The sequence below is a fragment of the Pseudomonas sp. MYb60 genome (genome assembly GCF_002979555.1).
GTDB lineage: Bacteria > Pseudomonadota > Gammaproteobacteria > Pseudomonadales > Pseudomonadaceae > Aquipseudomonas.
Map to the genome: position 1 here is coordinate 190,111 of NZ_PCOZ01000008.1, position 26,411 is coordinate 216,521.

The 26,411-nt window shown below is 62.3% G+C and carries 26 protein-coding genes and 2 pseudogenes; 15 read left to right on the forward strand and 13 right to left on the reverse strand.

Features of this window, described 5'->3' with window-relative positions:
* Positions 1-27: 27 nt before the first annotated feature.
* Positions 28-909: a neutral zinc metallopeptidase gene (locus tag CQ041_RS15905; RefSeq protein WP_105523386.1), complete on the forward strand. Its 882-nt coding sequence runs from the start codon at positions 28-30 to the stop codon at positions 907-909.
* Entirely contained in the window at positions 910-1,863 is a 954-nt protein-coding gene (locus CQ041_RS15910) for a hypothetical protein (protein WP_105523387.1), read from the forward strand.
* 71 nt (positions 1,864-1,934) lie between these two features.
* Here CQ041_RS15910 and CQ041_RS15915 read toward each other — a convergent pair whose 3' ends face one another.
* The 3 genes from CQ041_RS15915 to CQ041_RS15925 are packed head-to-tail and all read right to left on the reverse strand — an operon-like array spanning position 1,935 to position 3,996.
* The gene (locus CQ041_RS15915; RefSeq protein ID WP_105523388.1) at positions 1,935-2,522 is read right to left on the reverse strand and encodes an HAD family hydrolase; all 588 of its coding nucleotides are present in this window, start codon (positions 2,520-2,522) and stop codon (positions 1,935-1,937) included.
* Positions 2,519-3,388: an acyl-CoA thioesterase II gene (gene tesB / locus CQ041_RS15920; RefSeq protein WP_105523389.1), complete on the reverse strand. Its 870-nt coding sequence runs from the start codon at positions 3,386-3,388 to the stop codon at positions 2,519-2,521. The genes CQ041_RS15915 and tesB overlap by 4 nt, the downstream gene beginning before the upstream one ends.
* Positions 3,389-3,426: 38 nt before the next feature.
* Positions 3,427-3,996, reverse strand: a complete 570-nt coding sequence (locus CQ041_RS15925; protein ID WP_105523390.1) for a GNAT family N-acetyltransferase — start codon at positions 3,994-3,996, stop codon at positions 3,427-3,429.
* Positions 3,997-4,072: 76 nt separating this feature from the next.
* On the opposite strand from CQ041_RS15925, the gene CQ041_RS15930 reads away from it, so the two are divergent.
* Together CQ041_RS15930 and CQ041_RS15935 are read left to right on the forward strand one after the other, a co-directional pair.
* Entirely contained in the window at positions 4,073-4,993 is a 921-nt protein-coding gene (locus tag CQ041_RS15930) for a histone deacetylase (RefSeq protein WP_105523391.1), read from the forward strand.
* Positions 4,994-5,164: 171 nt separating this feature from the next.
* Positions 5,165-6,391, forward strand: a complete 1,227-nt coding sequence (locus tag CQ041_RS15935; RefSeq protein ID WP_105523392.1) for a TIGR03862 family flavoprotein — start codon at positions 5,165-5,167, stop codon at positions 6,389-6,391.
* Positions 6,392-6,460: 69 nt separating this feature from the next.
* Here the strand turns inward: CQ041_RS15935 and CQ041_RS15940 are convergent, their stop codons facing one another.
* Both CQ041_RS15940 and yedA read right to left on the reverse strand, forming a co-directional pair.
* Positions 6,461-7,795, reverse strand: coding sequence for a DEAD/DEAH box helicase (locus CQ041_RS15940; RefSeq protein WP_105523393.1), 1,335 nt, complete (start codon positions 7,793-7,795; stop codon positions 6,461-6,463).
* Between the two features lie 48 nt (positions 7,796-7,843).
* Positions 7,844-8,740: a drug/metabolite exporter YedA gene (gene yedA, locus CQ041_RS15945; RefSeq protein ID WP_105523394.1), complete on the reverse strand. Its 897-nt coding sequence runs from the start codon at positions 8,738-8,740 to the stop codon at positions 7,844-7,846.
* Between the two features lie 160 nt (positions 8,741-8,900).
* Here yedA and CQ041_RS15950 point away from each other — a divergent pair, with 160 nt between their 5' ends.
* Positions 8,901-9,362 (forward strand): Lrp/AsnC family transcriptional regulator, encoded by a 462-nt coding sequence (locus CQ041_RS15950; protein ID WP_105523395.1) that lies wholly within the window; start codon positions 8,901-8,903, stop codon positions 9,360-9,362.
* 122 nt (positions 9,363-9,484) lie between these two features.
* A complete protein-coding gene (locus CQ041_RS15955) occupies positions 9,485-9,733 on the forward strand; it encodes a DUF3077 domain-containing protein (RefSeq protein ID WP_105523396.1) in 249 nt (82 codons plus the stop codon).
* A 44-nt stretch (positions 9,734-9,777) separates the two neighbouring features.
* Here the strand turns inward: CQ041_RS15955 and CQ041_RS15960 are convergent, their stop codons facing one another.
* The 3 genes from CQ041_RS15960 to CQ041_RS15970 all read right to left on the reverse strand — a co-directional run bounded on the left by CQ041_RS15960 (position 9,778) and on the right by CQ041_RS15970 (position 11,740).
* On the reverse strand, positions 9,778-10,389 hold the full coding sequence (locus CQ041_RS15960; RefSeq protein WP_105523397.1) for a PolC-type DNA polymerase III: 612 nt from the start codon (positions 10,387-10,389) through the stop codon (positions 9,778-9,780).
* Positions 10,390-10,414: 25 nt separating this feature from the next.
* Complete coding sequence (locus CQ041_RS15965) at positions 10,415-10,891, reverse strand: NYN domain-containing protein (RefSeq protein WP_057024475.1); 477 nt, start codon at positions 10,889-10,891, stop codon at positions 10,415-10,417.
* A 117-nt stretch (positions 10,892-11,008) separates the two neighbouring features.
* A complete protein-coding gene (locus tag CQ041_RS15970; RefSeq protein WP_105523398.1) occupies positions 11,009-11,740 on the reverse strand; it encodes a DUF2076 domain-containing protein in 732 nt (243 codons plus the stop codon).
* 181 nt (positions 11,741-11,921) lie between these two features.
* Between CQ041_RS15970 and CQ041_RS15975 the strand changes: the two genes are divergently transcribed.
* From CQ041_RS15975 to CQ041_RS26840, 5 genes and pseudogenes are all read left to right on the forward strand, one after another.
* Entirely contained in the window at positions 11,922-12,581 is a 660-nt protein-coding gene (locus tag CQ041_RS15975) for a YciC family protein (protein WP_105523507.1), read from the forward strand.
* A 40-nt stretch (positions 12,582-12,621) separates the two neighbouring features.
* The gene (locus CQ041_RS15980) at positions 12,622-13,710 is read left to right on the forward strand and encodes an endonuclease/exonuclease/phosphatase family protein (protein ID WP_105523399.1); all 1,089 of its coding nucleotides are present in this window, start codon (positions 12,622-12,624) and stop codon (positions 13,708-13,710) included.
* Between the two features lie 158 nt (positions 13,711-13,868).
* Positions 13,869-14,888: an alpha/beta hydrolase gene (locus tag CQ041_RS15985; RefSeq protein ID WP_105523400.1), complete on the forward strand. Its 1,020-nt coding sequence runs from the start codon at positions 13,869-13,871 to the stop codon at positions 14,886-14,888.
* Between the two features lie 42 nt (positions 14,889-14,930).
* Positions 14,931-15,872, forward strand: a pseudogene (locus tag CQ041_RS15990) (hypothetical protein); the annotation flags it as partial.
* A pseudogene (locus CQ041_RS26840) lies at positions 15,869-15,952 on the forward strand (PAAR domain-containing protein); the annotation flags it as partial. The pseudogenes CQ041_RS15990 and CQ041_RS26840, both read left to right, overlap by 4 nt.
* 197 nt (positions 15,953-16,149) lie before the next feature.
* Here the strand turns inward: CQ041_RS26840 and hrpB are convergent.
* Complete coding sequence (gene hrpB, locus CQ041_RS15995; RefSeq protein WP_105523402.1) at positions 16,150-18,672, reverse strand: ATP-dependent helicase HrpB; 2,523 nt, start codon at positions 18,670-18,672, stop codon at positions 16,150-16,152.
* 192 nt (positions 18,673-18,864) lie between these two features.
* Between hrpB and CQ041_RS16000 the strand changes: the two genes are divergently transcribed.
* Positions 18,865-19,284 (forward strand): polyribonucleotide nucleotidyltransferase, encoded by a 420-nt coding sequence (locus CQ041_RS16000; RefSeq protein WP_105523403.1) that lies wholly within the window; start codon positions 18,865-18,867, stop codon positions 19,282-19,284.
* Between the two features lie 15 nt (positions 19,285-19,299).
* Positions 19,300-20,193: a cation diffusion facilitator family transporter gene (locus tag CQ041_RS16005; RefSeq protein WP_105523404.1), complete on the forward strand. Its 894-nt coding sequence runs from the start codon at positions 19,300-19,302 to the stop codon at positions 20,191-20,193.
* On the opposite strand, the gene CQ041_RS16010 is transcribed toward CQ041_RS16005, so the two are convergent.
* Complete coding sequence (locus CQ041_RS16010) at positions 20,190-21,239, reverse strand: DUF6515 family protein (protein WP_105523405.1); 1,050 nt, start codon at positions 21,237-21,239, stop codon at positions 20,190-20,192. The genes CQ041_RS16005 and CQ041_RS16010 overlap by 4 nt on opposite strands.
* Before the next feature lie 428 nt (positions 21,240-21,667).
* On the opposite strand from CQ041_RS16010, the gene CQ041_RS16015 reads away from it, so the two are divergent.
* Both CQ041_RS16015 and CQ041_RS16020 read left to right on the forward strand, forming a co-directional pair.
* Positions 21,668-22,147 carry an Lrp/AsnC family transcriptional regulator gene (locus CQ041_RS16015; protein WP_105523406.1) on the forward strand — a complete coding sequence of 160 codons (480 nt, stop codon included), beginning with the start codon at positions 21,668-21,670 and terminating at the stop codon, positions 22,145-22,147.
* Positions 22,148-22,262: 115 nt separating this feature from the next.
* A complete protein-coding gene (locus tag CQ041_RS16020; protein WP_105523508.1) occupies positions 22,263-22,472 on the forward strand; it encodes a DUF2788 domain-containing protein in 210 nt (69 codons plus the stop codon).
* Here the strand turns inward: CQ041_RS16020 and CQ041_RS16025 are convergent.
* The 3 genes from CQ041_RS16025 to CQ041_RS16035 all read right to left on the reverse strand — a co-directional run bounded on the left by CQ041_RS16025 (position 22,467) and on the right by CQ041_RS16035 (position 26,400).
* Positions 22,467-23,102, reverse strand: a complete 636-nt coding sequence (locus CQ041_RS16025) for a pseudouridine synthase (RefSeq protein WP_105523407.1) — start codon at positions 23,100-23,102, stop codon at positions 22,467-22,469. The two genes, CQ041_RS16020 and CQ041_RS16025, sit on opposite strands and share 6 nt — an antisense overlap.
* Positions 23,103-23,173: 71 nt before the next feature.
* Positions 23,174-24,646 (reverse strand): AMP nucleosidase, encoded by a 1,473-nt coding sequence (gene amn, locus CQ041_RS16030; protein WP_163002655.1) that lies wholly within the window; start codon positions 24,644-24,646, stop codon positions 23,174-23,176.
* Between the two features lie 98 nt (positions 24,647-24,744).
* Positions 24,745-26,400, reverse strand: coding sequence for an acyl-CoA dehydrogenase family protein (locus CQ041_RS16035; protein ID WP_105523409.1), 1,656 nt, complete (start codon positions 26,398-26,400; stop codon positions 24,745-24,747).
* Positions 26,401-26,411: the final 11 nt, after the last annotated feature.

A 26,411-nucleotide genomic window follows, 5' to 3' on the forward strand; every position in this document is an offset into this window, starting at 1 on the left:
ACGGTTAGCACACAGAGGATTGCCCCCATGCTATGGAAAAAAGGCCGACGCAGCGACAACGTGGTGGATGCCCGCGATAACAGTGGCGGCGGCGGCATGCGCTTTGGTGGCGGCAAGGGCCTGAGCCTGGGAGCGATTTTGCTGATCGTCGGCATCGGCTGGATCACCGGCCAGGACCCGTTGCAGATCCTCGGCCAGCTCACCGGCCAGATGGAACAGGCACCGTCGGTCAGCCCCCAGACGCGCCAGGCGCCGCCGGCCAACGACGAGCAGGCAGATTTTGTCCGCGCAGTGCTCGGCGATACTGAAGACACTTGGGCCCAGGTGTTCAAGGAAAACGGCCTGGCCTATCAGAACCCCAAGCTGATCCTGTTCCGAGGCCGGGTGAATTCTGCCTGCGGGGGCGCCACCTCGGCGAGCGGCCCGTTCTATTGCCCGGCGGACCAACAGGTCTACCTCGACCTGGATTTCTTCCGCGAAATGTCCCAACGCTTCCAGGCGGCCGGCGACTTCGCCCAGGCCTATGTGATCGCCCATGAGGTCGGCCACCATGTGCAGACGCTGCTGGGCATCTCCTCCAAAATCCAGGCCGCGCGCCAGCAGGGCCGGCAGATGCAAGGTGATGGCGGTTTACTGGTGCGCCAGGAGCTGCAAGCCGACTGCTTCGCCGGCGTGTGGGCCTACCGTGCGCAAAAACGCCTGAACTGGCTGGAACCGGGGGATATCGAAGAAGCCCTCAACGCCGCCAACGCCATCGGCGACGACCGCTTGCAGCAACAGGGCCAAGGCCGCGTTGTGCCGGACTCGTTCACCCACGGCACCTCGGCACAGCGCGTGCGCTGGTTCAAGACCGGCTTCGCCCAGGGCCAGATCACCCAATGCGATACGTTCGCCGCCAAGAGCCTGTAAATGTTTAAACGATGGGGGGTGCTGCTGGGTCTGTTGGTCAGTTGTTCAACCTGGGGCGCCGGCCTCGATCGGTTCCCCCTGACAGCCGGCGATCTCAGCCTCGGTTTGAGCCAGGATTGGCGCCAGCCGCTGCCCCGGGTCACACGCGCGTTGATCATCGTGCATGGCCGCCTGCGCGATGCGCAGACCTACTTGGAAAGCGGCGAAAAAGCTGCCGAAAATGCAGGTCAAGGCGCCAGCACCCTGGTGATCGCGCCGCGCTTTCTGATCGAGGCGGATGCACGCCACGAGCACGTGGACGACCAGTTGCTGCGCTGGACCGACAATGGCTGGATGGCCGGCGAGCCCTCCACCGGCCCGGGCCACGTCAGCTCCTACGGCGCGCTCGACCAGATCATCAAGCACTTGGGCAACCGCCGGTTATTCCCGGCGCTGAAAGAGATCGTGGTGGCCGGGCATTCCGGCGGTGGCCAAGTGGTGCAGCGGTTTGCCCTCACGAGCCACGACCATCCGAAACTGCAAACCGAAGGCATCGCCCTGCGCTATGTGGTGGCTAATCCATCGTCCTATGCGTACCTCACCGCGCAACGCCCGGTGCAGTTCGACGCGGCCACATGCCCTGGCTTCAACGACTGGAAATATGGCCTGGACAACCTGACCGCCTACGCCAAGGGCCGGAGCCCGGCGCAGCTGGAGCAGGCCTATGTGTCCCGCGACGTGACTTACCTGCTCGGCCAACAAGACATCGACCCGAACCACCACGCGCTGGATAAAGGCTGTGAAGCCGAGACCCAGGGCGCGTATCGGTTGATTCGCGGGCACCACTATTTTGACTACCTCAAGCAACGCCATCCGCAGTTGCGGCATCAGTTGGTGGAGGTGCCGGGGGTGGGGCATAACGGGGATGGGATGTTTACGTCGCCGCAGGGGCAGAAGGTGTTGTTCCCAGAGTAGTGAATGAAGAAATCCAATCAACATGTGGGCGCTGGCTTGCCAGCTTCCACTGTTGATCTTCATTGTTCAGGTCAGATCATCCGGCGCAGAACCGCGCAGTCTGCTGCATGCCAATCCGCCAACTCCGGCCACGGGTTCTCCGGCAGGTTGACCAACACCGTGCGCGTCCCGGCCGCACGTCCGCAGTCCAGGTCAAAGCGGTAATCCCCCACCATCACCATCTCGCTCGGCGCCACAGCCCACGCCGCTGCGAGCTTCAACAACCCATCCGGATCCGGCTTGGGTTGAGCATCATCACGCCCCAATACGTCCTCGACGGCAAAGCAGTCCGCCAGGCCGATTGCCTGCAGGGTGATGTGCGCCAGCTCCCGCGCATTGCGGGTCAGGATGCCCAGGCGATAACCCCGGGCGGCCAGTTCGCGCACCAGTTCCACCGCGCCTTCAGCAGCGACCGACCCCAGCGCCAACTCACGCTCGTGTTCCAGCAACCACGCATGCTTGGCCGCCGCCACCTGCGCCGGCAACGCCGCCAGGTGGGTGAGGATGTCATCCTCCGGCGGAATCTCCAGCGCCTCGCGAATCGCCGCAAAGTCGTGCACAGCCACCGTGAGGGTGCCGTCCATGTCGAACACCCAATGCTTGACCTCGTTCAGGCTCATGCCCAGTCCTTGCGATGGCGGATCAAGCCTTCCTGGGTCACCGAGGCCACCAGTTGGCCGGCGCGGTTGTACACGCTGCCACGGGAAAACCCACGGGAATTGCCGGCCCATGGGCTGTCCATGGCGTACAGCAGCCAGTCGTCGGCACGCAGGTCGGCGTGGAACCACAGCGCGTGGTCGAGGCTGGCGACCTGCATGTCTTTCTGCCACACCGTCTTGCCATGGGGCAGCAGCGAGGTGGTCAGCAAGCCAAAGTCAGAGGCGTAGGCCAGCAGGTATTTGTGCAGCGCAGGCGTGTCGGCCAAGGCACCGTCGGCACGAAACCATACGTACTTGACCGGGTCGGACGGCTGCGGGTTGAACGGGTCTTTTTCGGTGACCGGGCGCACTTCGATGGGCTTGGGGCACAGCAACTTGTCGCGCATGTGCTCGGGGATCAGGTGCGCGCGCTGTTTGGTCAGCTCCAGCTCCGACGGCAGGTTTTCCGGACCGACCACCACGGGCATGGTGCTCTGGTGATCGAAGCCCTCTTCGTCGTACTGGAACGACGTGGTGCAGGTAAAAATCGGGTGGCCCTTCTGGATCGCAGTGACACGGCGCGTGCTGAAGCTGCCGCCGTCGCGCACGCGGTCCACCGAATACACCACCGGCAAAGCCGCGTCGCCGGGGCGCAGGAAGTACCCGTGCAGCGAATGCACGTGGCGCGCGTCTTCTACGGTCTGGCTGGCAGCCGACAGCGACTGGCCGAGCACCTGGCCGCCGAACAATTGGCGAAAACCCAGGTCCTGGCTGCGGCCGCGAAAGAGGTTTTCCTCGATCGGCTCCAGGGTCAGCAAGTCCACCAGATCTTCCAAAACTTGGCTCATTGAGCAACTCCTACAATCTATGGGGCATTCCGGACTGCTCATCCATGCAGCGTGTCCAACCATTGGGCACGGGTGATGCGGTACAGCACATGATGGCGCAGCGGGTCATCGGCTGCGACCTTGGGGCGTGCAAAATCTGCCTGGGGATCGTAATGCATGCCGATGGCCTGCATGACTTTTTGTGAGGGCATGTTGGCTTCGGTGGTGAAGGCGACGATTTCATCCCGTTGCACGCGGTCGAAACCGCAGCGAAGCGCGGTCCACGCCGCCTCACTGGCGTACCCCAGGCCCCAATGTTCACGGGCCAGGCGCCAGCCGATTTCCACCGCCGGGGTGAAGTCGGCCTCGAAGCTGACATGCTGCAACCCGGTCAGGCCGATGAACTCACCGCTGTCCTTGCGTTGCAACGCCCACAGGCCAAAGCCGTATTCGGCAAAGTGCCCGCGAATGCGGCCAATCATGGCAGCGCTTTCCAGGTGGCTCAATTTGGCCGGGAAATAGCGCATCACCTGCGGATCCGCGCACATGCGCGCAAATTCCGGCAGGTCAGTGTCGCGCCATTGGCGCAGTATCAGGCGTGCACTTTCCAGTTCGAGTATCGGCTCCATGGGTCCCCTCCCCTTGGCATGTGCGTGAGTGTACAGCGCTGGTAAGATCCGTCGCAGGTTCCCGTCAGAAAATCCCATGCCTTTGCCACTGATCTACCACGACGACTACAGTCCGGCGTTCCCGGCGGAGCACCGGTTTCCCATGGACAAGTTCCGCCTGTTGCGTGACCACTTGGTGTCCAGCGGGCTGACCGAGGACAGCCAACTGCTGCGCCCGCAGCTGTGCCCGCCGGAGATCCTGGCCCTAGCCCACGACCCCGGCTACATCGAACGCTACATGGGCGGCGAATTGTCCCGCGAAGACCAGCGCCGCCTCGGCCTGCCGTGGAACGAAGCCCTGGCCCGACGCACCGTGCGCGCGGTGGGCGGCTCGATCCTCGCCGCCGAACAGGCCCTCGAGCACGGCCTGGCCTGTCATCTGGCCGGCGGCACCCACCATGCCCACTACGATTACCCGGCGGGCTTCTGCATCTTCAACGACCTGGCGGTGATCAGCCATTACCTGCTGGCCAGCGGCCGGGTCAACCGCGTGCTGATCTTCGACTGCGACGTGCACCAAGGTGACGGCACCGCGCGCATCCTCCACGACACCCCGGATGCCATCACCGTGTCGCTGCACTGCGAAAAAAACTTCCCCGCGCGCAAGGCCCAGAGCGATTGGGACATTCCGCTACCGATGGGCATGGGCGACGCCGACTACCTCAAGGTGGTGGACGACGCGCTCAACTACCTGTTGCCGCTCTATCAGCCGGACTTGGTGCTGTACGACGCCGGCGTCGATGTGCACAAGGACGACGCCCTCGGTTACCTCAAGCTGACCGACCAGGGTGTGGCTGCCCGCGACGAAAGCGTGATGCGTCACTGCCTGGGCCGCGATATCCCGGTAATGGGCGTGATCGGCGGCGGCTACAGCAAAGACCGCCCGGCCCTGGCCCGCCGCCACGGCATCCTGCATCACAGTGCGCAAAGGGTGTGGTCGTCATCAGGTTGTCATTGAATGCTGGGCGTTACCCACAATGCCTGTGGAACCGCCTGTGGATAACTTGAGCGTAAGCGTCGGAGAGCCAATATCTGCATGGCTTGTAGGAAGCTGTACAGTTTTTGATCAGGCGTTTGCGCGATCGTCGGGTAGAATGCTCGACCTGTTTAACCGACCGTAGTCCTTGCCATGCCCCAGACCACTCCCCCACACGTCACCATCATCGGCGGCGGCCCAGCCGGGCTGATGGCCGCCGAAGTCCTGAGCCAGGCGGGCGTGCGCGTGGACCTGTACGACGGGATGCCTTCAGTGGGGCGCAAATTCCTGCTGGCGGGCGTGGGCGGCATGAACATCACCCATTCCGAAGCGTACCCGGCGTTCCTCTCGCGCTACGCCGAACGCGCACCGCACCTGGCGCCGCTGCTGCGCGGTTTTGGCGCCGAAGCCTTGTGCGAATGGATACACGGGCTGGGGATCGAAACCTTTGTCGGCACCTCAGGCCGGGTGTTTCCTACCGACATGAAGGCCGCCCCGTTGCTGCGCGCCTGGCTCAAGCGCTTGCGGGATCAGGGCGTGGTTATCCACACCCGCCATCGCTGGGTCGGCTGGAATGCGCAACGCGATTTACTTATCCACAGCCCGGACGGCGAAACATCCGTGCACAGCGATGCAACGCTGCTGGCCCTCGGCGGCGGCAGTTGGTCGCGCCTGGGTTCCGACGGCGCCTGGCTCAAGCTGCTGGAAGACCAAGGCGTGCCTTACGCCCCGCTGCAACCGAGCAATTGCGGTTTCGAGGTGTCAGCCTGGAGCGCATTGATGGTCAGCAAATTCGCGGGCGCGCCGCTGAAAAACGTCGCCATCGGTTTGGGCGATGACAAACCCCGCCTGGGCGAATGCGTGATTACCGCCACCGGTATCGAAGGCAGTTTGATCTATGCCCTGTCGGCGCCGATCCGCGAAACGATCAACCGTGACGGTTCGGCCACCGTGCATATCGACCTGTTGCCGAGCAAGCCTGTGGACAAGGTCCACGCCGCCCTCGCCAAGCCACGTGGCTCGCGCTCGATGAGCAAACATCTGCACAGCCAATTGGGATTGGACGGCGTAAAGGCCGCGCTGTTGCGCGAATTGGCACCCGCGGATCACTTCAACGATCCGGCGCAGTTGGCGGTGGATATCAAGGCGCTGCCGTTGACACTCGTGAAGACCCGACCGATGGACGAAGCAATCAGCACCGCGGGCGGCGTGCCGTTCGAGGCGCTGGATGAGCGCTTGATGCTCAAGCAACTGCCGGGCGTTTTCTGTGCGGGGGAGATGTTGGACTGGGAGGCGCCGACGGGGGGCTACCTGCTGACCGGGTGTTTTGCCAGCGGACGGGCGGCTGGGCGGGGGATGTTGGAGTGGCTTAAGGGCTGAGATCGTTGTTGGATTCAAGGCAGCCATCGGGGGCAAGCCCCCGATGAGGCCATCAGCCACACCACAAAATCACTTCTTCTTGCGCGGCCCGGTATTAAACACCGGCACCTTGCGCACCGGTTTGATCGAAGGCTCTGCCGGTGCAACGTCCCCGCTGTCCACCCACTTGCCCAGGTTGCGCTTACCGCCACCGCCGGACGCCTTAGGCTTTTTCGGTTTTTTCGGCTTCTTCACCACCTGCCCGCTGGCATCGGTGTCCGGCACACGGTGCTCCGGCTCGAAATCCTGTTCCATATGGCGAGCCAAGGTCTGACGCGTGAGCATCTCGATGGCCGACAGCATGTTCACTTCATCGGCACACACCAGGGAGATCGCCTCACCGGTGTTGCCCGCACGGCCGGTCCGGCCGATACGGTGGATGTAGTCCTCGGCCACGATCGGCAGGTCGAAGTTGACCACCAGCGGCAGGTCCTCGATGTCCAGGCCACGGGCGGCCACGTCGGTAGCGACCAGAATTTGCACATCGCTGGATTTGAAGCGGTCCAGCGCGCGTTGGCGCGTGGCTTGAGGTTTGTCGCCGTGAATACCATCGGCATTGATGCCCAGGCCCTGCAGCTTGTCCACCAGCGCATCCACGCCGTTGCGGGTCTTGGCGAACACCAGCACCTGCTTCCAGCGGCCTTTGCGCATCAGGTGCACAAACAGTTCCGGCTTGCGCTTCTTGTCCACCGGCACGATCCACTGCTTGACGGTGTTGGCAGCGACGTTGCGCGGGCTGACTTCGATGCTCAGCGGGTCGTTGAGCATCTGCCCGGCCAGCAGGCGGATGTCATCGGAGAAGGTCGCGGAGAACAACAAGGTCTGGCGCTTTTTCGGCAGCATGCGGTAGATGTTCGCCAGCTCTTCGGAAAAGCCCAGGTCGAGCATGCGGTCGGCTTCGTCCAGCACCAGGGTTTGCAACTGGTTAAGTTTCAGCGCGTTCTGGCGGAACAGGTCGATCAGCCGGCCCGGCGTGGCGACCAGGATATCCACACCTTTGCGCAGCTTCATCATTTGCGGGTTGATGCTCACGCCGCCATACACCGCATACGTGGTCAGCGGCAGGTTTTGCGCGTACTCGGCAACGCTGGCGTGCACCTGCTCGGCCAGTTCACGGGTGGGGCACAGGATCAGCGCGCGCGCCGAGTTGGCGGCGACTTTCGGCCCTTCCATCGTCAGCAATTGCAGCAGTGGCAATGCGAAACCGGCAGTCTTGCCGGTGCCGGTCTGGGCCGCAGCCATCAGGTCACGACCGGCCAGCACCGCCGGAATGGCTTGCGCCTGCACCGGCGTCGGGGTCTGGTAGCCAAGCGTCTCAAGGGCGCGCTGCAAGGGTTCGATCAGGCCAAGGGAGGCGAAAGTCATGTGTTTACCGTAGGAAAATTCAGCGCAAGGAACGCAATGGGCCGCAGTTTACCTTATTTCCGGCTTCGGCTTGCGCCACTGGGGCAGGCTGATCAGCAGCACGGCACTGATGATCACCAGCATCGCCAGGGCTTCCTCCAGGCCGATGGTCTCGCCGACGAACACAATCCCCAACAACACCGCCACCGCCGGGTTGACGTAGGCATAACTGGTCGCCGCCGCCGGACGCACGTGCTTGAGCAGGTACATGTAGGCATTGAAGGCGATGATCGAACCGAACACGGCCAGGTAGGCCAGGGCCAGCCAGCCTTCAACCGGAGGCATGGCCTGCAGGTGCTCGCCGGTGAGTGCGCTGGCGATCAGCAGCGTGACGCCGGCCACCAGCATTTCCGCTGCGCTGGCCATCGCGCCGGGCGGCAACGGCAGGCGCCGGCTCCACACCGAACCGAACGCCCACGACGCCGCGGCAAACAGCAACAGCGCCGCACCCATCGGGCTCGACTGCAAGGTGCTGCCCATGTTGAGCATGGCGATGCCGATCATCCCGAGGATCACGCCCGCCCACTCCAGCCGCGTATTGCGCGCGCCCCAGAAATAACCGCACAGCAACGTGAACAACGGCACCGTCGCCACCGCCAACGCAGCTACGCCGGAAGACACACCGGTGTGCTCGGCCACGCTCACTGCGCCATTGCCGAAGGTCAGCAGCAAAATGCCGATCTTGGCGGCGGCCTTCCATTGCTCCCACGTCGGCGCCGGCGCCCCACGCCAGCGCAGGAAGCCATACATCACCGCGCCCGCCGCCAGAAAGCGAATCCCGCCCAGCATCAGCGGCGGCCAGTACTCCACGCCGATGCGGATTACCAGGTAGGTGGAACCCCAAATCACATACAACGCAAAAAAAGCGGCGATCAACGGTAAGGGAAAACGACGTGGGCCAGGCATTGGGTGGCTCTATGGCAGGAGAAAGGATGCTTATTCTAAAAAGGCAGGTCATTAAACATAAGTTACAAAACCTGTTTAAACCGCCCATACACTTTTCAAAGCATGGTTGTGAGGGCTATAAACCATGCTTTCGAAAGCCACACGCAACAGGAGCCTTATCATGGACAAATACGACCGCATGCTCCTCAGTGCCCTGCTCGAAGACGGGCGCGCGTCCTACGCGCAATTGGCGCGCAAGGTGAATCTCTCCGCCCCGGCTGTGGCGGAGCGGGTGGCGAAGTTGGAGGCCAGTGGGGTGATCACCGGGTATCAAGCCAAGGTTGACTTGTCCAAAGTCGATTTGCCGATCCAGTGCGTGATCGAACTGCGCCTGACCAACCATGGCAGCCAGAAGGTCTACGACGAACTGAGCAAAATCCCCGAACTGACCGAATGCCATCGTGTCACGGGCGATCCGTGCGTGATCATGCAGGCGGCAGTGGGGTCGATGCCGCAGTTGGAAGACTTGATCAACCGGGTGGCCAAGTTTGGCTTCAGCAAGACCTCGATTATTTTGTCGAGTGCGATAGAGCGGCGGGTGCCGTTGGGGCAGTTGGAGGGCAATGGGAAAAGTGGCGGCTGAACCTCCGCTAGCGCGGGCAAGCGAACGGTTGCAGCTTCTTAACCTGACGGAGAAGTTACAACAGGGTCAAAGTCACACCCGATCGACCCCGTTCCAACAAAGAGCTCCTCAGCGAAGACGCCCTGCTCAACCGCCGAGCCATCGACTACTACCTCAAAGCATCCGCGCCGGATGCGCCCACCTTGATCCTGAATGACAACCTGAGCTTCGAAGATGCCCTGGCCCGTGCGGCGGACTTGCTGCATTGCGCGATCGAGACGGCGCACTCATCGGGAGAAACACCGAATGTGCAGCAACGGGCAGTGATGCATCTGGTGGAGATGGCAAAGGTGGTGGTGGATCAGGCGTTGGATTGCACACAGTCTCGATGAGCACCACATTTGAATTTCATTGAGTTTGAAAATCGGGCTCGGGCTCAGAACCCTCGATGTTTCTTGAGGTGCTCGTTGATCTTCGCCGCCGGCACTTTCTGCAAGGTGCACAGCAGGTCGTGGGACAGTTCGCGCAAGCCATGCGTCCCGCGCAGTTCCTGGGCCAGGTGGGCCGTCAGGTTGGCGGCCATCTCCGCATCCGCCATCGCCCGGTGAGCCTTGCCGGTATGGGGCAGCTGGGCGTAAGTGTTCAAGGTGCCGAGCTTGTGGTTCGGCGCCGACGGCATCAAGCGCCGCGCCAGCAGCAGCGAGCAGGCGAATTTCTGCAGGCGGGTGCGGCGGATCAGGCCCAGTTCGAAATCCCAGAACTTCTGGTCGAACGCGGCGTTATGCGCCAGCAGCGGCGTGGTGCCGACGAACTCGTTAACCTCGTTCATCACCCGCTCTGCCGGCGGCGCGGCGCGCAGCATGGCATTGCTGATGCCCGTGAGTTGTTCGATGAACGCGGGCACGTGCACGCCGGTTTTCATCAGGCTCTGGTAGCGGTCCACGATCTGGCCGCGCTCGAGGATGACCACCGCGATTTCCGTGGCCCGGCAGCGACTGCTCGGGGTGATGCCGGTGGTTTCAAAGTCGATGACCGCTATACGTTCCAAACCTGTTCCAACTCCGTCCAACAATTTATTTGAGCAGCAGCGCGCCTTCGATCGGCACGTAGCGGCTGGCGGCGCGTATCAACGAGTTGGCCGTCAGCCCCGGCACGCCGTAGGCCACGGCTTCAACGCCATGCTTGTGGATAACGCGGTCGAGCAACATATCGAAATCACCGTCGCCGGAGGCCAGGACGATTTCGTCGACGTGGTCGGCGGCGTCCATGATGTCGATGGTGATGCCCACGTCCCAGTCACCCTTGGCCGAGCCGTCGCTGCGCTGGATGTAGGGCTTGAGTTTTACCGTGAAGCCCAGGTTGCGCAGGATCTGCTGGAACTGCTGCTGCTTGCTGTCGCCACGGTCGATGGCGTAGGCGTATGCCTCGACGATCTGCCCGCGCGCGCTGATATCAGCCCACAGCGCAGCGTAGTTGAAGTGGCAACCATAGGCCTGGCGGACGGTGTAATAGAGGTTTTGCACATCGGCGAACACTGCAATTTTCTTCACCGCATTTCCCCATGACTGCCAGGCGCCAGCGCCCGGAAAGGGTGCCAGTATGCCAGCCGCGAGAAAGTTTCCGGAAAAAATCAGACCGGGGCGATTGAGCGCCCCGGCCAGGGTGTGTCAGACGAAGGAATCGTCGTCGCCGAAGGAAGAGGTATCGTCGGCATAATCGCTGTCGGCAAAGCTGTCGGCGTTGTTGCTGCCCCAGCTGTCATTGCCGGCGTACTTCTGGTCGTCATTGCCCCAGCCGCCTGCATCGCTGGCCGGTGCCGGTTGCTCGATGATCTCTTCGACGACCTGCGGCTGCTGGTTGTGATGGAACAGGCTGCTGATGCCTTCGGCCAGCAGCACACCACCGGCCACGCCAGCGGCGGTTTTCATCGCGCCGCCAAGGAAGCCGCTGCCCGCCGGGGCCGCCGGGGGCTGTTGATAATTCTGTTGCGGCGCAGGCTGCTGGCCGAACGAAGGCCGCGCCGGCTCGCGCCAACCGCCAGACGACGGCGGTGCACTCTGGGTGGGCGGTTGCTCACGGGAGCCGCCACCGCCAAAGAGGCCCGACAAAAACCCACCGCCGCTCGAGGGCGCAGGTTGCGCGGCGGATTTGGCGCGCTGCAGTTCATCCTGCAACTGCTGGATCTGCTGCGCCTGCTGCTTGTTCTGCGCGTCGAGGCTCTGGAGCGCGTGTTCCTGCACCAGGATCGATTGGGTCATGTAATACCCGGCGGCCGGCTGGCGAGTCAGGTGGTCCTTGATCCGCGCTTCGGCCTGAGCGTCGCGGGGGGCTGAGTCCGTTTCGGCTTGTTGCAACCGTGAAAACAGTCCATCGATCAGGGTTTGCTCTTCGCTGTTCATGGCGACCTCGTTAGATTGCCGGTAAAAATCATGGGCCCGCCTGCGATGCAGGTCTGGGTACCGACAGTTATTGGGGTGTTACGAGTTGTTTCAATGGTCTTTACTCAAGGTTTACGTTTGCTCACCTACGGTCATGATCGGTTAAAGTGTTGCCCTTGCTTCCAGGCCTGCGATGAACTTGATGAATCCGTTAGACGTACTGCGCGACTCCTTCCGTTTCACCCTCCACAACCTGGGCGCCATCGTCCAGCTGTGCTTGCCGTTGGTGATTCTTGAAGCCCTGCTGCAACAAGTGCTCAACCACAGCGTCGGCCCGGATGCATTCCCCGGCTACAGCGTGGTGGTGGGCTTGCTGGTGTACCCGCTGTACACCGGCGCGTTGATTCTGTTCCTCGACGCCCGCACCCGTGGCGAGTCGCCGCGCACCAAGGATGTGTGGGCCATGGCGCTGACCCTGTGGCCGCGCTTCGCACTGCTGACGGCAATGAGTACGCTGCTGATCCTGCTGGGGCTGTCGCTGTATTTCCTGCCCGGCCTGTTCCTGATGGTGGTGCTGGCGTTTGCCGAGTACCTGCTGGTGTTGCGCGGGATGACGGCGCTAGAGGCGATGAAGGAAAGCCTGCGCCTGAGCCGTGGGCATTTCTGGCGGATCCTGGTGTGCCTGCTGTGTGTGATGACGCCGCTGTGGCTGCTCAAGGGTGCCAGCGTCGCGGCCTACCCGGAGCCGGCGCCGCTCCTGGGGCTGATCATGGACAGCGCCCACAGTTTCCTGCAGCTGTTTACCAGCGTGGTGCTGTTCCGTTTATTCATGCTGATCGGTGGCGACGCCGACGCGCGGTGATATGCTCCGTGCCACTCCCGAAACGCCATAAGCCGAGCCGATGACCCGTTTATTGCGCATCACCCTGCTGGGCCTGCTGATCGTCGCAGGCCTGCTCGCCGCCCTGATCTACAGCCTGACCTGGCGCCCCGCCGCCAAAGAGATCCTGCCCGTGCGCTGTGTCGCGCCCCGTGCGCCCACGCTGCTACCGGGGCAGGCGCTCAAGGTCATGACCTGGAACGTGCAATACCTGGCCGGCAAGAACTACGTGTTCTGGTACGACACCACCGATGGCAGCGGCCCGGACAAGCGCCCCACCGTGGAAGACATGGCCGCCAGCCTCGACGAAGTGGCGCGGGTGATCCGCGACGAACAACCCGACATCCTGCTGCTGCAGGAACTCGACGAAAACGCCAAGCCGTCCCACTACCAGGATCAGTTCGCGCTGTTGCAGGAGCGCGTTGCCGACCTTTACCCGTGCAGCGTCCAGACCTTCGACTGGAAAGCCGACTTCGTGCCCGACCTGCACATCTTCGGCAGCGTCGGGCGCAAGCTGGTGACCCTCAGTCGCTACCAGATCGAGCACGCCGAGCGCCTGCAACTGCCGGTGCCGCCCGCCAATATCCTCAGCCGCCAGTTCCAGCCCAAGCCGGCGTTGCTCTTGACCTACCTGCCGCTGAGCGACGGCGGCCAACTGGCGGTGCTCAACACCCGCCTGGACGGCGACGGCCCCGGACGCGGCGCCGTGCAAGAACAGATCAAGACCACCGCGCGGTTGCTGGATAAATTCGAGGGCCGTGGTACGCCCTGGTTGATCGGCGGTGATTTCAACCTGCTGCCCCTCGGCCAATACCTGCGCCTGGAGGCGGGCAAGCGCGGGCAGTATTCGCCGGACAGCGAGCTGCACCTGCTGTGGGACAAGTACCCGATGATCCCGAGCAACAGCCAGTCCAGCGGCATCGACCGTGAAAAATGGCTGACCCACTTCCCCAATGCCCCCCGCGCGGATGGCCCGGACCGCACCCTCGACTACCTGTTCTACAGTCCGCGCATCAAGCGCGTGGACGCCAGGGTTCGCCAGGACGATACCTTGCGCATCTCCAACCATTTGCCGGTGACTGCGCGCTTCCTTTTGCCCGCCGCGCAGTAGCTGAAAATTGTCCCCGCAAAGGGGACAATGAATCTCAATCCAGCCTAATTGTCGCTCACTCGATTAGGCCGTAAATTCACTCCCAAGCCAGCACGCAGACAGCCAGAGGCGCTGAAGCGGCCACCCCCATTCCACTACTTAATGTGAGCCCGAACGACATGAACACTTTCAAAAAAGCACTGACCACTACCCTCCTCGCCCTGTCCATCGGCAGCGCCTACGCCGCTGACAACGCCGTGCCCGAGCATCAGACTCAAGCGTTTCTCAACGCCTTGGCCGCCGGCGGTGGTCGTCCACTGGAGCAACTGAGCCCCAAGGACGCCCGTGCAGTGCTGACCGGTGCGCAGAACTCGGTGAAAGTGGACATGTCCGGTATTGAAGTCAGCGACAAGACCATCAAGGTCGACGGCCAGAACCTCAAGCTGACCATCGTGCGCCCCGCCAACGTCAAGGGTGAGCTGCCGGTGTTCATGTACTTCCACGGCGGCGGCTGGGTACTGGGCGACTATCCGACCCACGCCCGTCTGATCCGTGACCTGGTGGTAGGCTCCGGCGCCGTCGCGGTGTACGTGGATTACACCCCCTCGCCAGAAGCGCACTACCCGACCGCGATCAACCAGGCCTACGCCGCCACCCGCTGGGTGGCTGAACATGGCAAGGACATCAACGTCGACAGCACCCGTCTGGCGGTAGCCGGCAACAGCGTCGGCGGCAACATGGCGGCAGTGGTGGCGCTGAAAGCCAAGGAACAGAACACACCGAAACTGCGCTTCCAGTTGCTGCTGTGGCCAGTGACCGATGCTAACTTCGACACCCCGTCCTACAAGCAATATGCCGAAGGCCACTTCCTCACCAAGAACATGATGAATTGGTTCTGGGACAGCTACACCACCGACGCCAAGCAACGCGCCGAGATCTACGCGTCGCCACTGCGGGCCACGAATGCCCAACTGACCGGCCTGCCACCGGCCCTGGTACAAACCGCTGGCCTGGACGTACTGCGCGATGAAGGCGAGGCCTACGCCCGCAAGCTGGATGCCGCCGGTGTGGAAGTCACGACCGTGCGCTACAACGGGATGATCCATGACTACGGCTTGCTCAACCCACTGAGCAATATTCCTGAAGTCAAAGCAGCCATGCGCCAGGCGGCGGGTGAATTGAAGGCTCACCTGAACTGATGGCCTACTTGAAAATCCCGCGTTGATCGCGGGATTTTTTAGATCGTTAGCGAAGATGGCGATACGACGCGCAACGGTCTTCGGGTTACCGGAACACCAGGGATGCAGGATGGCTATGCGGTACCCAAAGTCTATGAGGCCATGACCGGTTTACTGGTCTCGCGCTCGGATCGGGTCGATCAATACCTGCGCCCATTCGCCACCAATGAGGAAGAGGACAACCAGAACAAGCGCACCGACATGGGCAAGTTATGGGCGTTTTACTGGAAACACTCCCCGTTGTTTCGCAAAGCCTACGAAGCAGAAAAACGTGCCGAAGGATTCAAAGCCCCCAATGGCCCCGGCACCATGTCCAGCGCCTACTGGCACGCCCAACTCCCCGAACTCTGGCAAACCCTCAGCAATCGCGGCCCCGGCCGTTTCGAACCCACACCTTGGCTACCCGTGCGCTGGGCCGAACATCAGGTCAAGGAATTCGACGCCGCGCCCATGCTCGGTTACCTGCACCGCCCGATAAAAGTGTCGATGAACGACGAAAGCGGCAAAATCCTCAAGCCCGCCCTCCAGGTCAAAGCGCTGCAAGGCGCCTGGCTCAAAGCCATGAACACTTTGCCCGAAGGCGCCGCCCCAGTGCGAGTGTTCTACGACAGCACCGACAACATCGACGGCCTGATCGCCCTCAACAACGCCCTGCACGGCCTGAACACCGACGGCACCGGCATCGAACTGGGCAACGTCGAAGAAGGCTACGACCTGGGCCGTCGCCTGGGCAATACCGGCGTCAGCAGCGCACTGGTCGCCATCAACCTCGCCAGCATGGCCAGCTACCTCGACGGCGGCACCAGCGCCGTGGTCTACAACGGCAGCGATGGCAGCACCACCGTACAAATGGTCCGCCCACCGGACGAAGCCACCAAAGCCCAAAACGCCAAAACCCGCTGGGCCGATCCCTTCCTCTTTGGTGCGCCGGGAGTCACGCAATGAAACAACCCATTTGTTTAGGCGACGCCACCAGCAGTGGCGGCAAAACCGTCGCCGTACTCGGTGACAAAGCCACTTGTCCGTAGCATGTGGGTGTCTAGAGATGAATCAGATCCGAAGCATCAGCCACAACCGGTCGGATAAGTCTTTTACCTTATGGGGTACAAGGACGGTGAGGCGCCTGTAGAGATAGCTCTGCCCCAGAGAATGAGCCTACTGCGGTTCTAAACCTTCTGGTAATTACCCCAGCCGCCGAAAAGGCTGGGGATTACTTGCACACTCATGGCTTTCTGGGCTTGGCTCTAGCTGTCGCTTCTGCGATCAAAGGATTGTCGGGCCAAAAATGCTTTGGATACCTACCTTTGAGGTCTTTCTTGACCTCCACATAGGTACTGCGCCAGAAGTTGGCAAGATCTTGGGTGACCTGTACAGGCCTCCGAGCCGGCGACAACAAATGCAGTGTCAGGGGCTGCTTCCCCTGAGCAATCCGAGGCGTTTCGGTCAGCCCGAACAACTCCTGTAGTCGCACAGCAAGGATTGGCGGGTACTCTGAATAGTCGATGCGGATGTTCGAACCAGAAGGCACCTGAATCGTCTGCGGTGCTTGAACCTCTAACGCCTGTGGAAGCGGCCAAGGCAGGAGATTTCTGACTATCGAAGACAGATCCAACTGGCTGAAATGACTGAGCCTGGTGACTTTGCCCAAGTATGGTGTCAGCCACTCTTCCAGTGTGTCCAAGAGATTGGGATCACTGAGATCAGGCCATTTGCTAGCGGACTGGCCACTCTGGATATCCAACTGACGGAGCAGATCGACCCGTGCTTGCCACTGCCGCAACTCAGGGTTCCAAGGCAGGAGTTCGATGCCCTTGCGCCTCACCAGGTTGACCAAGGCGAGCGAACGGGCTTGATCATCAAGACCTGGCAAAGGCGCTGTGGACAACACCAACTGCCCCACCTTCAGCTGCCGCTCAGCCTTAAGCACCCCCTCCTTCTCATCCCATTCAACCTCATCGACTGACCTTACATGGTCGTACAGCACATCATCGAAGAGGGCCTGATCCAGGTCACTCGCCAGGTAAATTCGCTCCTCACGCTGACCTTGCCGGCTCCCCAGATCTGCCACTACCAGCCACTCATGCTTGGTGAGGGCATCGGGCTCTGAGAACACAGCAGCCCGCCCGTTGGAGAGACGGTATTCAGATGCACTCGCACGCCTCTGGCGACCGATTCGATCAGGGTAGGCAAATGCCAGTAGGCAACCTACCCATCGTGGATGATCAGGCTCGTTGACGGTACTGGAGGCCCTTGCGCGCAGCAGGGATCGATACTGCCGGGCAGACTGCTTGACTCGCTGAAAAGAGCTACCACCTCGGCGTGAATGGTGCTCTCCTGACAATGCACTCAGCCTGGTGTGAAGGTCGGCACCTGCTCCACGCAGGATGTCCTTTTCACCCAGCAGCGCGGCGATATTGCAAGCCAAGTCATCAAGCCCCATCGCGTTACCTTTGATGAGAAGGTGAGCGATCCGTGGATGCGCTGGAAGCGCGCTCATCGCCGCTCCGTGCGGTGTGAGCTGCCCAGCAGCATCAAGTGCGTCTAGGCGCTTCAGCAGGTCTCTGGCTTGTGCGAAGGGAGCTGAGGGAGGGTGGTCGAGCCAGGTCATCTCCTCTGGTGTCATTCCCCACCGGGCCAACTGGAGTGCCAAAGCTGCAAGATCTGCCTGCAGGATTTCAGGGGTGCTGTAGCCGGCCATTTGCTCGTGCTGCGACTCAGACCAAAGGCGATAGCAGACACCTGGCTCCAATCGACCTGCTCGCCCCGCTCGCTGAGTAGCGCTGGCCTTCGAGATACGCTGTGTGTCGAGCCGAGTCATCCCGCTGCGAGGATCAAACTTCGGCACTCGCTCGAGCCCACTGTCCACCACCACCCTGACGCCTTCGATGGTCAAGCTGGTCTCGGCGATGTTCGTGGCCAGTACGATCTTCCGGGAGCCTTTGGGTGCCGGGTCTATCGCGGCTCGCTGTGCATTCAGGTCGAGGTCGCCGTACAGCGGGCATACGATCACCTCTGGACGACTGCTCAACTGCTCCTTGAGCACCTCAGCTACCCGCCGAATCTCTGCCTGCCCTGGGAGGAAAACCAGAACGCTTCCCGGCTGTTCGTTTATGGCGGCCAAGCAGGTGTCCGTGACTCGCGAATCGATTCGCTCGCCCGGCTGAAATGGGCTACCCCAAACTGTTGAGACCGGATACATCCGCCCTTCACTTGTGATCACCGGTGCGTCATTCAGCAGTTTTGAAAGCCGAGCGCCCTCCAAAGTTGCAGACATCAGCAGCAACTTAAGTGGCGGCTCATCACGCAGTAGCTCACGAGCACTGACGCACAGGGCCAATGCAAGATCAGAGTCCAGATTTCGCAGGTGGTACTCATCGAAGATGACCACGCCCACACCGTCTAAAGCAGGATCATCCTGAAGGCGACGAGCCAGAATACCTTCAGTGACCACTTCAATCTGGGTGCGCGGGCCTACCTTGCTTTCAAGTCGGATGCGGTAGCCCACGGTTTCGCCGACCTTTTCCCCCAGCTCGCTGGCCAGGCGTTCAGCCGCTGCGCGCGCGGCGAGACGGCGCGGTTCGAGCATCAGGATGGTTTGCCCGGCCAGCCACGGCTCGTTCAACAACGCCAAGGGCACGCGGGTGGTTTTACCGGCACCGGGGGGGGCTTCCAGCACGGCCTCATGGCGCGTCGCCAAGGCGTCACGCAGGGCGGGTAAAACATCATCGATGGGCAACGAATTCATACTGGCTCCAAAGCAGAGCGGCGAGTATAACGGCGAACGGCTGAGTGCCGACGCTGGTCATAGAAACAACGCTGAGCCGGGCTGTGAACATTATTCAATGTGGGAGGAGGCTTGCCCCTTCCCACATTGGTTCAGTGTCGCCTGGTAGATCTGGCTTATAGTCACCCCAAATATGTTCAGGAGATTCCCCCCATGCGTATCGCTTCCCGTGTCATCGGCGGTGTCCTCGCCGTCACCCTGCTGAGCCAATTGACCGCCTGCGGTTCGATCTTCTACCCGGACCGCCGTGGCCAGATCGACGGCAAGATCGACCCGACCATCGCCGTGCTCGATGCCATCGGCCTGCTGTTCTATGTCATTCCCGGCCTGATCGCCTTCGGGGTGGACTTCGCCACCGGTGCCATCTACTTCGAGCCGGGCAAGACTGCCCAGGTCGCGCCAGAAAAACTCCAGCAAGCCATCGGCGCCGACGGCAAGGTCGACAATGCCAAACTGCAATCGATCATCGAGAAAGAGACCGGCCGCACCTTGCCGCTGGACGACCCACGCATGATCCAGTTCAAGGGCAGCGTGCAACAATTGGCGTCCTTGGGCCTGCAACCCGCTGCTTAAGGATTTGAGCCGCTTATGACCAGCAGTCCCGAACATGCCAGGCTCCTGCGCCTGGCCACGCGCGCGTCAGTGGGCGTGGCCTGTGCGCTGATCGTCACCAAGGCCATCGCCTGGTGGTTCAGCGGTTCGGTGAGCATGCTTGCCGGGTTGACCGATTCCTTGCTCGACGGCGTCACGTCGTTGCTCAACTTGCTCGCGGTGCACTACGCCCTGCGTCCGGCCGATGACGATCACCGTTACGGCCATGGCAAGGCGGAATCCCTGGCGGGCATGGCCCAGGCATTGTTTATCGGGGGCAGTGCGGTGTTGATCGCGTACCAGGCTTACGAACGGCTTCAGCATCCTGAACCGGTAGGCGCGCCATGGTTGAGCGTCGGCGTGATCATCTTTTCCCTGGCACTGACCGTCGCGTTGCTGGTGCTGCAACACCGGGTGATCCGCGAGACCGGCTCCAACGCCGTGCGCGCCGACTCACTGCACTACCGCTCGGACCTGATGCTCAATGGCAGCATTCTGGTCGCGCTCGTCGTGGCGGGGTTTGGCTTTCATCAGGTGGACGCATGGTTCGGCCTGGGCATCGCGGCCTACATCCTGTGGAGCGCGGTCCAGATCGCCCGGGAAAGCTTTGCGGTACTGATGGATGAAGAGCTGCCGCCAGACGTCAGCCAGCACATGCTGGAACTGGCTCGAAGCGTGCCGGGGGTGTTGGGCGCGCACGATTTGCGCACGCGCATTTCCGGCAGCCACTGGTTTGTGCAACTGCACCTGGAGTTGCCGGGAGAGTTGACCTTATCGGTGGCCCACGGCATCAGCGATCAAGCCGCCGATGCCATCCATAAAGCCTACCCGCGTGCCGAAGTGCTGGTGCACGCCGACCCGCGGGAAGTGGTCACGGGCAACAAGGCCTAGTACTGCACCTGATACCCGCGACTGCTCAAGCAGTTGCCCTGGGCCTGGCGGTAGGTTTGCACCACCGCCGGGGCCGGTGCGTAGGTGACTTGCTGCGGGTCGAAGCCGCTTTGCTGAACCGCCCAGCGATAACAGTCATAGCCGTCCTGCTGCACCTGGGCCGGTGACTGGCCGTTGGCGGGATAGGCCACCACGTCATAGCCGTTGCCCTGCGGCGCGGGTTGCGGCGCAGGCACGGCGGCTGGCGGTTGCACGACCACGTACTGCTGGGAACTGCTTTCGTAGGTGTAATAAGAGCCCGCCGCGAGGAAGAACAGCGCGCTGCCGATCCACACTTCACGCGCGTAGTCCGGCAGGTAATGCACACGAATGCCGTAAGGCGGCCTGACCACCACATAGCGCGGACCCTGCGGGCGATACCAATAACCGCCGGAATAGAAGTAATCCTGGCCACGGTAGGGCACGCGGTAATTGCGGTCGGGGAAACGGTCGATCACATAACCTGGGCGATGCTGCGGGCCAGGACCCCAGCCGTTGCCATGGCCGTCGGGGCGACCGGGCCAGCGGTTGTCGCCAGGACGGTTGGTGTTGAAGCCCCCGCCGTTGTTGCCGGGCCGAGACCCGCCGTCCCAATGCGGGTTGCCGTCGTTACGGCGCGGGATGTCACGGTAGTTGCCCTGGCGCGGTTCCTGGGTCTGGCGCACGGTATCGGGGCGGCCCTGGATCGGCAGGTTGTTCGACGGCTGCAGCGGCTGCACCGGTCGGTTTTGCTCATTGCCCAGCGGCCGGCCTTGCCACTGGCCGTTCTGGCCGCTGCGCTGCTCGAAGTGCTGGTTCTGCTGGCGAGGCTGATTGTTGTCCGGCCGCGGCGCATTATTCTGCTGGCGCGGCGCCTCATTGCCCGGCTGGCGCCCGCCGCCCTGCCCCCGCTCATGCTGACCACCGCCTTCAGGGCGCGGCGCGTTATCACGCTCGTCGGCCACTGCCTGGGCGCCAACGGTGACCATCAGCAAACCTACACCTGCCAAACGCCAGATGCGCTTCATGCTATTCCTCACTGCGGATTAGGGCTTATCAATGAGACTGGAAAAGCCTCGCCCGGTTCTGAGACAGGTTATCAGTCACGAGAACAATTTTTGCAGCAGAAAAACGCAGGCAAAAGAAAAGGGGTGACCCGTCGGCCACCCCTTGAGAACTTCGTCCTGGCTCAACGCTTGTGGCGTTGGCTCACCTCACGCCGCCTTCTGGGCAGTGTGCAGCCTGGAGGCCGGCTCAACCCTGCTGGGGTGGCGGCCGCAACGGGCCTGATTGGGCGCGCTGCTGTGGACTGTTGTCCAGGCGGTGATTCTGTTGATAACGATACCCGCCCACGCCCGACAGATGATTGCGAAGATTGCGTCAATAAACAGTGCTTGCGCAATTTTTAACCCTTCATGGATAATTCATCGCAATAGTTACGACAAAGGCCAACCCAATGAGCAAGCTTGACCGATACGACCTGAGTATTTTGGCGGAATTGCAGCGCGACGCGAGGATCTCCAACCAGGAGCTGGCCGAACGCATCGGCCTGTCGCCTTCGCCGTGCTCGCGCCGGGTCAAGCAATTGGAGGACGACGGCTACATCTCCCGTCAGGTGGCCCTGCTCGACCGCAAGATGCTCGGCCTGAGCCTGACCGCCTATGTGCTGATCGGCATGGACCGGCACACACCGGAGCGTTTCGAGAACTTCGAGGCGGCGATCCGCACCCTGCCCCAGGTGCTTGAATGCAGCCTGGTGACCGGGATGGACGCCGACTACCAGTTGAAAGTGGTGGTGCCGGACATGGATCACTACCAGAAATTGCTGCTGGGGCATTTGACCCGCATCGACGGCGTGACCAGTGTGCGGTCGAGTTTTGTGCTCAACCAAGTATTGAACAGCACTGAACTGCCCCTGACCCACCTGCGCACTTGAAATCAATGAACATCCAATGTGGGAGGGGGCTGCACTTCGACTCAGGTCAATGTTGTGCCTGCCAAGCTGCCTTATACTTGCCCGCCTGCCCCGTCGGAAGCCCCCCATGAACAACATCGACCCCGCCCTCTTCGAAGAATGGATGATGACCGGCCTGGTCAGCATCCTGATCATTTTCATGGGCTTTATCGTCTGGGACCTGGCGAAGAAGTCCAAGGCCGGGCGCTTTGGCTCGTTGATCCTGTTTTTCGTGCTGGGCCTGGGCGTGGCTGCGTTCATCATCAAGAGCGTGGTGATCGGCCTGATCGAGTCCGGCGCCCTATAGGCGCGCCGGCACTTCCTGCCACTGGCCCTGGTCCAGGCCGTCGATTGACCAATCGCCAATTCGCACACGCACCAGGCGCAAGGTGGGCAACCCCACTGCCGCCGTCATACGCCGAACCTGCCGATTTCGCCCTTCACGAATCACCAGTTCCAGCCAGGACGTGGGCACGCTCTTGCGAAACCGCACCGGCGGGTTGCGCGGCCATAACGCCGGTTCGTCCAATTGGCGGGCCTCGGCGGGCAAGGTCATGCCGTCATTGAGCTCAACGCCGTCACGCAGGCGTTGCAGTTGTTCTTCGCTGGGTTCGCCCTCGACCTGCACCCAATAGGTTTTCGCCAGTTTGTGCTTGGGGTCGGCAATCCGCGCCTGCAGTTGACCATCGTTGGTCAGCAGCAGCAGGCCCTCACTGTCACGGTCCAGGCGGCCGGCCGGGTAGATGCCGGGGATGTCGATGAAATCCTTGAGGGTCGCGCGCCCGCCTTCGTCGCTGAACTGGGTCAGCACATCGAAGGGCTTATTGAACAGGATCAACTTCGGCTCGGCCGGCGGTGCCTTGGCAACGCGGCGCGCAGCGGAATACGGAGGTTTCACGCCAGGGCGGCGAGAATCGGGACGAGTGGGACGGGACATGGCTAAGAAACATCTAACGGTCAGGACCCACAATGCTAGTGGCCTGACCGCTAAATGACCATCCCAACCGCTTAGCGGAACGGCGGCTCGTCGAAGCTGCGCAGTTTGCGCGAATGCAGCGAGTTGAGTTCGGTGCGCAGTAAATCCACCGCCTCGATGCCGATCTTCAAGTGCTGGCTCACCGCACGCTCATAGAACGCGTTGGCGGAACCTGGCAGCTTGATTTCACTGTGCAGCGGCTTGTCCGACACACACAGCAACGTGCCGTAAGGCACCCGCAAGCGGTAACCCTGGGCGGCAATCGTGCCGCTTTCCATGTCCACTGCCACGGCGCGAGACAAGTTGATCAGTGGCCGTTCCTGGGCCCAGCGCAGTTCCCAGTTGCGGTCGTCGTAGGTCAGCACGGTGCCGGTGCGCAGGCGCTTTTTCAGCTCTTCGCCTTTTTCGCCGGTGACATTGGCCGCCGCTTGCTGCAACGCCAACTGCACTTCGGCCAAGGCCGGGATCGGAATGTTCGGCGGCACCACGCGGTCGAGAATCCCGTCGCGGCGCATGTAGGCGTGGGCCAACACGTAGTCGCCGATGGTCTGCGATTGGCGCAGGCCACCGCAGTGGCCGATCATCAGCCAGCAATGCGGACGCAGCACGGCGAGGTGGTCGGTGATGTTCTTGGCGTTGGACGGGCCGACACCGATGTTCACCAGGGTCACGCCGTGGCCGTCCGTGGCCTGCAAGTGATAGGCCGGCATCTGGTAGCGATGCCACACCACGCCGGCGGCGATGGCCGAGGCTTCGCCGTGGTCCATGTTCTTGTCGATCACCACGTTGCCCGGCAGCACCATGCGGATAAAGCGCGGGTCGCTGCGCAGTTGCTCCAGCCCGTGCAGGATGAACTGGTCGACATAGCGGTGGTAGTTCGTCAGCAGAATCCACGGCTGCACGTGACGCCAGTCGCTGCCGGTGTAATGCACCAGGCGCCGCAGGGAAAAGTCCACGCGCGCCGCATCGAACAGCGCCAAAGGCAGCGGGTCGGTGTTTTCCCAGTCGTAAAGGCCGTCGGCAATGCCATCGGTGGCAGCCGACAGGTCGGTGCTCGGGAACACACGGGCCAGGGTCGCGGCGGTCACGCCGGAGCCGGCCAGTTCGTCGCCCTGCTCCACCACGTAGGGGTAGGGAATGTTCTGCTGGCTGACGCCGACCTCCACCGTCACGGTGAAGTCGTGCATCAGCGGCACCAGTTGCTCCAGCAGGTACTTACGGAAAGCGGCGGGATGGGTGACGGTGACGCTGTAGGTCCCCGGCAACTGGACCTTGGCATACGCCCGGGTCGTCTGTGGGACTTCGCCGTGGCAATGGTAGGTCAGGCGCAGTTCCGGGTAGCGAAACAGCGCGCGTTGTTCGGCGTCGGGTTCGACGCGGTCCTTGAGGTATTGCTTGAGGGCCTGATTGAGCGCGCCGGTGGCCCGCTCATGCAGGGCCGCCAGCCGGTCCACGGCTTCCTCGGCGGTTTGAACGACAACAAAAGCTTCGGTCACGGTAAGCATCCTGTGTTCTGACGTGCAGGCCTTTATCTTGCCTGTATCCCGGGCTCACATAAACACCCGAGTTGGAATGCAAGCCCCCTCCCACAGTTGGACCACATTTACATAGACACAGTGGGGGTGGAGCGAGCGACGATAGCCTCCACATCCACCCCGCGTGGCAAGGTGCCATATACCCGCCCAGACGATTCGCCCAACCGGCTGGCGATAAACCCATCGCTGACCGCCGCATGGCCGGCTTCCAGCAACAGCTTGGCCTGCAACGCCACGGCAATGTCTTCGGTGAGCTGCCGCGCGCGGTACTGGATGTCCTGAGTGTCCATGAACGCCGACTTCAACTGCTCGATATGCCGTGCCAGTCGTGTGTCCCCATGCCCATCCCCCAACTCCACGAACAACGCTTCCAGCACCCCCGGCTCTTTCGACAAGGCCCGCAGCACATCCAGGCACTGCACGTTGCCGGAACCTTCCCACGTTGAATTCACCGGTGCCTCACGGTACAGGCGCGGCAGGATGCTGTCCTCGACATACCCCGCACCGCCCATGCATTCGGCTGCTTCATTGATCATCGCCGGCGCGCGCTTGCAGATCCAATACTTGCCCACCGCCGTCACCAGCCGGGCGAACTTGGCTTCACGCTCATCGCCCAGGTGGTCCAGCGCGCGGCCCATGCGCATGCTCAAGGCCAGCGCGGCTTCGCTTTCCAGGGCCAGGTCGGCGAGCACGTTTTGCATCAGCGGTTGCTCGCTGAGAACGCGGCCGCCGACCGTACGGTGGGCGCAATGATGGCTGGCCTGGGTCAATGCCTGACGCATCAGGGCGCTGGAGCCGACCATGCAATCGAAACGGGTCATGGCGACCATCTCGATGATGGTCGGCACGCCCCGGCCTTCCTCGCCGATCATCCAGGCCAGGGCGCCCCGGAACTCGACTTCGCTGGAGGCGTTGGAGCAATTGCCGAGTTTGTTTTTCAGGCGCTGGATGTAGAACTCGTTGCGCGTGTCATCCGGACGATGCCGGGGCAGCAGGAAACAGCTCAGGCCCTTGTCGGTCTGGGCCAGGGTCAGGAACGCGTCGCACATCGGCGCCGAGCAGAACCATTTGTGGCCCACCAGTTCATACGCCTGGCCAGGGCCGCCGGCGCCCACCGGGTAGGCGCGGGTGGTGTTGGCGCGCACGTCGGTGCCGCCCTGTTTTTCGGTCATGGCCATGCCGATGGTGGCCCCGGCCTTGTGGGCGATGCCGACGTTGCGTGGGTCGTATTCAGTGCTGAGGATTTTCGGCAGCCAGGTCTTGGCCAGATCCGGCTGCAACCGCAGGGCCGGCACACAGGCGAACGTCATTGTAAGCGGGCAACCGGTGCCGGCCTCGGCCTGGCTGTGCAAATAGGTCATGGCCGCGCGAGCCACGTGAGCGCCCGGTTGCGGATGAGCCCAGGGCAGCGACGGCAAGCCGTGTTCAACCGCCGCGCGCATCAGTTCGTGATAGGCCGGATGAAACTCCACCAGGTCGATGCGATGGCCGTAGCGATCATGGCTGTTGAACACCGGCTTGTTCTGGTTCGCCAGGAACCCCGCCGCCATCAACGGCCCCCCGGCCAGTCCACCGTAGGCATCGATGCGCGCCTCGGCCCAGCCGGCGCCGAAGCGGCGCGACCAGTCTTGCAGGGGCAAGTCGACACGGTACAAGTTGACGCCGTCCAGGGAGGGAGGCTGGTTGGTGACGTCGTGGGTTTCGGCAAACTGATGCAGGTTCATGACGGGCCTCC

Excerpts from the sequence above, each read along its gene's own strand:
- CQ041_RS15985 (WP_105523400.1), top strand. The coding sequence starts at position 13,869 with ATGAACACTTTCAAAAAAGCACTGACCACTACCCTCCTCGCCCTGTCC.
- CQ041_RS15925 (WP_105523390.1), bottom strand. The coding sequence starts at position 3,996 with ATGGAGCCGATACTCGAACTGGAAAGTGCACGCCTGATACTGCGCCAA.
- CQ041_RS15975 (WP_105523507.1), top strand. The coding sequence starts at position 11,922 with ATGAATCCGTTAGACGTACTGCGCGACTCCTTCCGTTTCACCCTCCAC.
- tesB (WP_105523389.1), bottom strand. The coding sequence starts at position 3,388 with ATGAGCCAAGTTTTGGAAGATCTGGTGGACTTGCTGACCCTGGAGCCG.
- CQ041_RS15950 (WP_105523395.1), top strand. The coding sequence starts at position 8,901 with ATGGACAAATACGACCGCATGCTCCTCAGTGCCCTGCTCGAAGACGGG.
- CQ041_RS16035 (WP_105523409.1), bottom strand. The coding sequence starts at position 26,400 with ATGAACCTGCATCAGTTTGCCGAAACCCACGACGTCACCAACCAGCCT.
- CQ041_RS15930 (WP_105523391.1), top strand. The coding sequence starts at position 4,073 with ATGCCTTTGCCACTGATCTACCACGACGACTACAGTCCGGCGTTCCCG.
- CQ041_RS15980 (WP_105523399.1), top strand. The coding sequence starts at position 12,622 with ATGACCCGTTTATTGCGCATCACCCTGCTGGGCCTGCTGATCGTCGCA.
- CQ041_RS15970 (WP_105523398.1), bottom strand. The coding sequence starts at position 11,740 with ATGAACAGCGAAGAGCAAACCCTGATCGATGGACTGTTTTCACGGTTG.
- CQ041_RS16000 (WP_105523403.1), top strand. The coding sequence starts at position 18,865 with ATGCGTATCGCTTCCCGTGTCATCGGCGGTGTCCTCGCCGTCACCCTG.
- CQ041_RS15910 (WP_105523387.1), top strand. The coding sequence starts at position 910 with ATGTTTAAACGATGGGGGGTGCTGCTGGGTCTGTTGGTCAGTTGTTCA.
- CQ041_RS15935 (WP_105523392.1), top strand. The coding sequence starts at position 5,165 with ATGCCCCAGACCACTCCCCCACACGTCACCATCATCGGCGGCGGCCCA.
- CQ041_RS15905 (WP_105523386.1), top strand. The coding sequence starts at position 28 with ATGCTATGGAAAAAAGGCCGACGCAGCGACAACGTGGTGGATGCCCGC.
- yedA (WP_105523394.1), bottom strand. The coding sequence starts at position 8,740 with ATGCCTGGCCCACGTCGTTTTCCCTTACCGTTGATCGCCGCTTTTTTT.
- hrpB (WP_105523402.1), bottom strand. The coding sequence starts at position 18,672 with ATGAATTCGTTGCCCATCGATGATGTTTTACCCGCCCTGCGTGACGCC.
- CQ041_RS15940 (WP_105523393.1), bottom strand. The coding sequence starts at position 7,795 with ATGACTTTCGCCTCCCTTGGCCTGATCGAACCCTTGCAGCGCGCCCTT.
- amn (WP_163002655.1), bottom strand. The coding sequence starts at position 24,646 with ATGCTTACCGTGACCGAAGCTTTTGTTGTCGTTCAAACCGCCGAGGAA.
- CQ041_RS16010 (WP_105523405.1), bottom strand. The coding sequence starts at position 21,239 with ATGAAGCGCATCTGGCGTTTGGCAGGTGTAGGTTTGCTGATGGTCACC.
- CQ041_RS15915 (WP_105523388.1), bottom strand. The coding sequence starts at position 2,522 with ATGAGCCTGAACGAGGTCAAGCATTGGGTGTTCGACATGGACGGCACC.
- CQ041_RS16005 (WP_105523404.1), top strand. The coding sequence starts at position 19,300 with ATGACCAGCAGTCCCGAACATGCCAGGCTCCTGCGCCTGGCCACGCGC.
- CQ041_RS16015 (WP_105523406.1), top strand. The coding sequence starts at position 21,668 with ATGAGCAAGCTTGACCGATACGACCTGAGTATTTTGGCGGAATTGCAG.
- CQ041_RS16025 (WP_105523407.1), bottom strand. The coding sequence starts at position 23,102 with ATGTCCCGTCCCACTCGTCCCGATTCTCGCCGCCCTGGCGTGAAACCT.